Below are 253 nucleotides of genomic sequence, written 5' to 3'. Positions count from 1 at the left end.
ATTTTCATGCCATTGGCACAAAGCCAAAGCCCATCAGCATCGGCACACAGACCCAGGTCAGGATGAAAACGGAAAAAACGTGCATTTAACTTTTCGGCGACTTCGATGCTGACTTCGACACCACGAGAAAAAAGCACAGCAACATCGTGCTGTGCTTTTTCTAAATGCTCTTGTTCCACATATAAGCGCATTGGGCCTACCATAACTTCCAACCTGTAAAGGCAAACAGCTGTCTCTTATACACATCTGACGC

The 253-nt window shown here is 45.8% G+C and carries 1 pseudogene; it reads right to left on the bottom strand.

The window, feature by feature from the left end:
* Window positions 1-203 (bottom strand): annotated as a pseudogene (locus ACG9ZB_RS17600) (rRNA methyltransferase); the annotation flags it as partial.
* Window positions 204-253 lie beyond the last annotated feature (50 nt).

Source organism: Acinetobacter johnsonii, assembly GCF_048551975.1.
In the GTDB taxonomy this organism is placed as follows: Bacteria; Pseudomonadota; Gammaproteobacteria; order Pseudomonadales; family Moraxellaceae; genus Acinetobacter; species Acinetobacter johnsonii_A.
Note: the sequence above shows the minus strand (reverse complement) of the source record. Positions and strands in the feature narration are given on the sequence as shown.